The 5,991-nt window shown below is 74.9% G+C and carries 4 protein-coding genes; 3 read left to right on the top strand and 1 reads right to left on the bottom strand.

What is annotated here, in order from left to right:
• The first annotated feature begins 125 nt into the window (after window positions 1–125).
• Window positions 126–1,010 carry a hypothetical protein gene (locus ACFWEG_RS27905; RefSeq protein WP_387220581.1) on the top strand — a complete coding sequence of 295 codons (885 nt, stop codon included), beginning with the start codon at window positions 126–128 and terminating at the stop codon, window positions 1,008–1,010.
• Window positions 1,011–1,312: 302 nt separating this feature from the next.
• On the opposite strand, the gene ACFWEG_RS27900 is transcribed toward ACFWEG_RS27905, so the two are convergent.
• Entirely contained in the window at window positions 1,313–3,703 is a 2,391-nt protein-coding gene (locus ACFWEG_RS27900) for a PQQ-binding-like beta-propeller repeat protein (RefSeq protein WP_387220579.1), read from the bottom strand.
• A 331-nt stretch (window positions 3,704–4,034) separates the two neighbouring features.
• Between ACFWEG_RS27900 and ACFWEG_RS27895 the strand changes: the two genes are divergently transcribed.
• Window positions 4,035–4,682, top strand: a complete 648-nt coding sequence (locus ACFWEG_RS27895) for a TetR family transcriptional regulator (RefSeq protein WP_387220577.1) — start codon at window positions 4,035–4,037, stop codon at window positions 4,680–4,682.
• Window positions 4,683–5,076: 394 nt separating this feature from the next.
• Window positions 5,077–5,991 (top strand): protein kinase (locus ACFWEG_RS27890; RefSeq protein ID WP_387220575.1); only part of this gene is annotated, 915 nt, incomplete at its 3' end.

Here is a 5,991-nt window from a genome sequence, read left to right as displayed (position 1 = left end):
GTGGCTGAGGAGGGGAGCCACCGCGGCCGTCGCGTTTTCCCGGGGGCCGCGGCCCGCTCCTCCGGCAGCGCACGCCCGGCTCACCCGCGTGGCGGGGCGGTGCCGCCCGTCGTAGCGTCGGCCGCATGATCCGTAACGTTCTCGGCGCCGTCGTCGCGCTCGTCGGCGCGGTCGTGGCCGTGATCAGCCCGTTCCGCGCCTGGTACGGCGAGCGGGAGGGGCGTGACTACCGGCTGGTGGAGCTGTTCGACGCGGCCGGGATCTCCGACGCCCGCGCGGACCTGCTGACCTCGCTGTTCGTCCTGTTCGTCGGCTGCGCGCTGGTGACGCTCCTCGGCGTCCTCGTCCGCTCGCGGATCGTCGTCGCGGTCGCGGGCGTCGCCGTCGTCGGCCTCACCGTGCTGTGGATGGTCCGGGTGCGGCAGGCGCTCGGCAGCCTCGCGCTGGAGTCCGACGGCAGCGGCCTCAACGAGGGCGTCGCGACGGCGGCGGCGGGCGGCGTGATCATCCTCCTCGGCGCGCTCCTCATGCGCGGCCGCGGCCACGGCCGCCGGCAGGCGGCCCGGCGCGGCCGCGAGGAGGGCTACGAGGAGGGGTACGGCGCGGGCTACGACGCGGCGGCGGTCCAGCAGCCCTACGCCGCCCCCGGCGCGACGGCCCACCAGCAGTACGCCGACCCCGGCGCGACGGGGCAGCAGCCGTACGCGGAGCCCGGCTACGACGCCCCCGCCCCCCACTACGGCGCGAACCCCTACGGCCCCCCGCCGGCCGACCCGCCCGCGCAGCCCCACGACGACCACCCGACGACCGCTCAGCCCCGCGTCGACCCGCTGGAGGACACCCTCACGGGCTCCTCCCCCGCGCCCCGCCCGGACGCGACCCGAAAGGTCGACTGGCCCGGCACCACCCCGGACGCGCCCCCACCGCCCCCGTCCACCGACCCCGCCGACGCGGACGCCCCGACGACGGCGATCCCCCACACGGACCCGGACCGGGAAGACCCCCGCTGACGGCAGGCAGGACACGAGCGCCGCTCTCCGACGAGAGCGGCGCTCAGTCGTGAGAGCAGTGCTCCACTCCCGAGGCAGCGCTCTGTCGCAAGAGCAGCGCTCACCGACGAGAACCGTGTTCCGCGCCGGGAGCAGCGCTCGCCGACGAGAGCAGTGCTCGCGGACGAGAACGGTGCCCCGCCGCGAAAGCGGCAGTCCGCTGCGCGAGCAGCGCACCACTCCCGGAGCAGCGCTCCAGCGCAAGAGCACCGCTCACACGCGAGAGCGGTGCTCCGCGCCGGGAGCAGCGCCCACTCCCCCGCTCAGCGCGGCGCGGCCGCCCTGCCCGTCGCCGTGCCGAGGGCCGCGTCGAGGGCGTAGACGCAGCGGTCCTTGCTGCAGGCGTAGACGACGCCGGAGGTGACGACGGGGGAGCCGGTGATCTCGCCGTTGGTGGCGAGCTTCCAGCGGAGTTGGCCGCCGGCGGCGTCGAGGGTGTACAGGCAGTGGTCGGCGGAGCCGAAGTGCACGCGGCCGTCGGCGGCGACGGGCGCGCCCACGACCTCGCCGCTCGCGGCGAAGCGCCACTTGGGAGTGCCGGTGACCGCGTCGAGGGTGTAGATCGCGCTGCCGCTGCCGACGTGGACGTGCCCGCCGGTGACGAGCACCGGATCGATGGACGTCCGGGCCTCCGTCGCGATGCGCCAGCGGTCGCGGCCGTCCGCCGCGTCGAGCGCGTAGACGGTGCCGAGGTAGTCGGCGAGGTACACGCCGCCGCCGGTGACCGCCGCGCCCGGCGCGAACGCGGGCGGGGAGAGGAAGACGGCCGGCGCCTCGAAGTGCCACCGCACCTGCCCGCCGCGCACGTCGATCGCGAGCACCCGCGTGCCGGCGACGACGTACACCGCCCCGTCCTCCCCCGGCGTGAGCCGCACCGGCACCCCGCCGCAGGAGGCCGCGTCGCCGATCGGGTAGGACCACCGCTCCGCGCCCGTGCGCGCCTCGACGGCCCGCAGCCGGGCGTCCTTCCACACGTAGACCGTGCCGTCGTGGACGACCGGCCCGGCCTCGGGGGACTCGAAGTCGGTCTGCGCGCCGGTGATCTCCCACAGCTTCTCGCCGTTCGCGGCCTCCCAGCCCTGGACGCCGCCGCCCCGGGTGCCGGTGACGACGGTGCCGCGGTCGGCGGCGAGCGAGTAGACCCAGGCGTCCGCCTGGAGCCGCCACAGGTCGGAGCCGTCCTTCGCGTCGAGGGCGAAGAGCGTCGGCCCGTCGGAGGCGTGGATGCGGCCGCCGTCGACGGCCATCGACCAGGCCACGTCGCGCGTCTTGAACTGCCGCCGCCCGCTCGCGACGTCCAGCGCGTGCACCTCGAAGGAGGTGACGTAGACCAGCTCGCCGGCGACCTTCGGCGTCCCCCACACGTCGTTCGACATGCGGAAGCGCCACGGCCGCCAGGCGGCGGGCTGCCCGTCGGGGGCGGGCGCGGGGGCGGGGACGCCGGTGAGCGGGGAGGGCGCGGTGCCGTTGACGGCGGTGGCGCCGCCGGGTCCGGTCGGCCGGATCCACTCCGCGGCCAGCTCCGCGCCCGGCTGCACGACCGCCGCACCGGCCGCGGCCGCCCGGGTGTCGGCGACGCGGGGGCCGGGCCCGATCGGCACCTGCGTGCCGGGCAGCTGGACCGCCCCGCCGGGCGCCTCGCGCGCGCCGCCGGGCGGGGGGACGTTCGGGCGCGGCGGAACGGGTCGGTGCGGCCGCGGGCCGGGCTCGGGCCGCGAGGGGCCCGCCGGGCCCGAGGGCCCCGACGGCACCGTGGTCCGCCCGCCGCGCCGCCGCTCGATCATCTCGACGGCCCGCGGCGGCAGCCAGGCCGAGGCCGTCCCGCTGTCGTCGCTGCCGGAGTTGAACAGGTGCGGGGCGAGCTGCGCCTGGAGGTCGGCGGGGCTCGGCCGGCGCGCGTGCTCCATCTGCATGCAGGACTCGATCAGCGGGCGCAGGTCCGGCGGCAGCCCCTCCAGGTCCGGACCCTCCCTGAGCAGCATGAACACCGTCTCGACGGGGTTCGCCCCGTGGTACGGCGCGTGCCCCGTCGCGGCGAAGACGAGCGTCGAGCCGAGGGAGAAGACGTCACTCGCGCCGGTGACGCTGCGGGAGTCCTTCGCCTGCTCCGGCGACATGTACGCGGGGGTGCCGACGGCGACGTTCGTCATGGTCAGCCGGGTGTTGGAGACCCCGGACGCGATCCCGAAGTCGATCACGCGCGGGCCGTCCTCGACGACGAGCACGTTCGACGGCTTGAGGTCGCGGTGGACGAGGCCCGCGCCGTGGATCGACTGCAGCGCCTCGGCGATGCCGGCCGCGAGCCAGCGCACGGCCTGCGGCGGCAGCGTCCCGCACTCGTTGACGATCTCCTCCAGCGACGGCGCGGGGACGTACGCGGTGGCGAGCCACGGGATCGCCGCGCGCGGGTCGGCGTCGACGACGGCCGCCGTGTAGAAGCCGGAGACCGCGCGGGCCGCCTCGACCTCGCGGGTGAAGCGGACCCGGAAGAGCTGGTCCTCCGCGAGCTCGGTGCGCACGGTCTTGATCGCCACCCGCCGCCCGGACGCCGAGCGCGCGAGGTAGACCAGGCCCATGCCGCCCGCGCCGAGCCTGCCGAGGACCTCGAACGGTCCGATCCGCCTCGGATCATGCTGCGTCAGCTGACCCACCACTTCGCCTGCCACCTCCCCGTACGGCCCGGGTGTCCGTCACGAGTCCGTCGTAACCGCCCCACGGCCCCGTGCAGCGTCTCACCCCCGGCCCGGCCCGGCGGTACGCACCCTGATTCTTCCTTCCGCGGGCGGTCAAGGCGAACCCGGGTGCACGACGGGGGGTCGCGTGCGGTAAGAGGGGCGTCGCCCTGGCCGAAGAGGCGGCCCCGCCACGGTGGCGGGTGGGCGGAGAACGTCCGAAAAGAATCGAACATGAGGGCGGCTGTTTTCGGCCACACCCATTTGCACTCGGCCGAATCGCGCGCAGACACCCCCTCGGTAAGCTGACGACATGACAGGACAAGTACGCACCGTCGACGGCCGCGTGGCCGGTCGACGAGGTCAGGCGACGCGGCAGAAGCTGCTCGACTGCCTCGGTGAGATGCTCAGTTCGTCGCCCTACCGGGACGTCAAAGTCATCGATGTCGCCCGGAAAGCGGGCACTTCGCCCGCCACGTTCTACCAGTACTTCCCGGACGTCGAGGGTGCGGTCCTGGAGTTGGCGGAGGAGATGGCCCGCGAGAGCGGTGCTCTCGCGGGGCTCGTCGAGGGTCGGTCCTGGGTCGGCAAGGCGGGGTGGCAGTCCGCCGAACAACTGGTGGACGGCTTTCTCGACTTCTGGCGCAAAAACGACGCGATCCTGCGGGTCGTCGACCTCGGCGCGGCGGAGGGCGACAAGAGATTCGCCCGGCTCCGGTTGAAGGTCCTCAACTCCGTGATCCACCCGCTGACCGCGGCGGTGAAGGATCTGCAGGGGAAGAAGAAGGTCGACGCGGACGTCAACCCGGGTGCGGTCGCCGGTGCGCTCGTCGTCATGCTCGCCGGGGCGGCGTCCCAGCCCAAGGGCTTCCAGACGTGGGGCGTCCGTGCGGCCGAGCTGCGGCCGAATCTGGCGCTGCTCGTTCATCTCGGCATCACCGGCCGCAAGCCCTCCCGCTGAGGCCTTGGGCGGCGGCACCCAGGATCTTCGCGGCTGCGCCGCGGTGCACGGGCTCCGCCCGCGCGGCCTCAGGCGCCGGCCGGGCTGAGTTCCTTTACCGGCTCGCGCCCCCGGCCCCGCAGGGGCGCTTCGCGGCTCCGCCCGGCGGCCTCAAACGCCGGCCGGGCTGAGATTTTTGCCGGCTCGCGCCCTCGGCCCCGCAGGGGCGTTTCGCGGCTCCGCCGCGGCGCACGGGCTCCGCCCGCGAGGCTTCAAGCTCCCCCAAGCTCTCGGCTTCGCTCGAGCAGGGGGTACCCCCTCGCCGGGCTGATGGTTTGTGCCCCGTTTCCCAGGCCGCCCCGAAGAGGAGGCGGCTAGGCTCACTCCACCAGGGGTGGGGACCAAGGGGGCCGCAGTGCGGGAGAGGGTGCTCAACGGGCGTTACCGGCTCGGCGACTTGCTGGGCAGCGGCGGCATGGGCGAGGTGTGGCGCGCCAGGGACGAGGACCTGCACAGAACCGTCGCGGTGAAGCTCTTCGACCCGCCCCCGGACCTCGCGGAGGACGACCGGAGCGACCTGCTCGCCCGCTTCCGCCAGGAGGCCCGCGCGGTGGCGGCGCTGAGCAGCCCGTACGTGGTGACGGTGCACGACCACGGCCTGGACGAGGGCGGACTGCCGTACCTCGTCATGGAGTTGGTGGACGGCCGCTCGATCCAGCAGCTGCTGCGGGAGCACGGACCGCAGCCCTTGGACCGCGTCCTCGGCTGGGCCGAGCAGATCTGCCGCGCCCTGGAGACCGCGCACGCCGCCGGCCTGGTGCACCGGGACATCAAGCCCGGGAACGTGATGGTGGCCGTCGGCCCGGACGGCGCGGACCGCGTGAAGGTCCTCGACTTCGGGATCGCGAAGTTCCTGGAGGGCGCGGAGGCCGCGTCCCGGCTGACCCGCACCGGGCAGATGCCGATGGGCAGCTTCCACTACATGGCGCCGGAGCAGTTCCGCATGGAGGAGGGCGACGGGCGCACCGACCTGTACGCCCTCGGGTGCGTGCTGTACGAACTCCTCGTCGGCCGCCAGCCGTTCACGGGCCCCGCGGCCGGCGTGATGTACCACCACCTGCACGACACACCCCTCCTCCCGAGCCGCGCCCGCTCCCAACTCACGCCAGCCTTGGACCGGTTGATCCTCTCCCTGATGGCGAAGAACCCGGCGGACCGCCCCCGGGACGCGGCGGCCGCGCTGACGGAGGTGCAGGCACTCCGCCTCGGCCTCGTCCCGCGCGGCGCGTCGGCGGAGACGGCGGCGGACGGCTCCGACACCCGGCGGAGC

Origin of the sequence: Streptomyces sp. NPDC060194 (genome assembly GCF_042728285.1) — a bacterium.
Taxonomy (GTDB): Bacteria; Actinomycetota; Actinomycetes; order Streptomycetales; family Streptomycetaceae; genus Streptomyces.
The sequence above is the reverse complement of the archived record's forward strand: the minus strand, read 5'-3'. Positions and strand labels throughout refer to the sequence as shown.

What these genes read in the sequence shown, in the direction of transcription:
- ACFWEG_RS27895 (WP_387220577.1), top strand. Translation starts at nt 4,035, where the DNA reads ATGACAGGACAAGTACGCACCGTCGACGGCCGCGTGGCCGGTCGACGA.
- ACFWEG_RS27905 (WP_387220581.1), top strand. Translation starts at nt 126, where the DNA reads ATGATCCGTAACGTTCTCGGCGCCGTCGTCGCGCTCGTCGGCGCGGTC.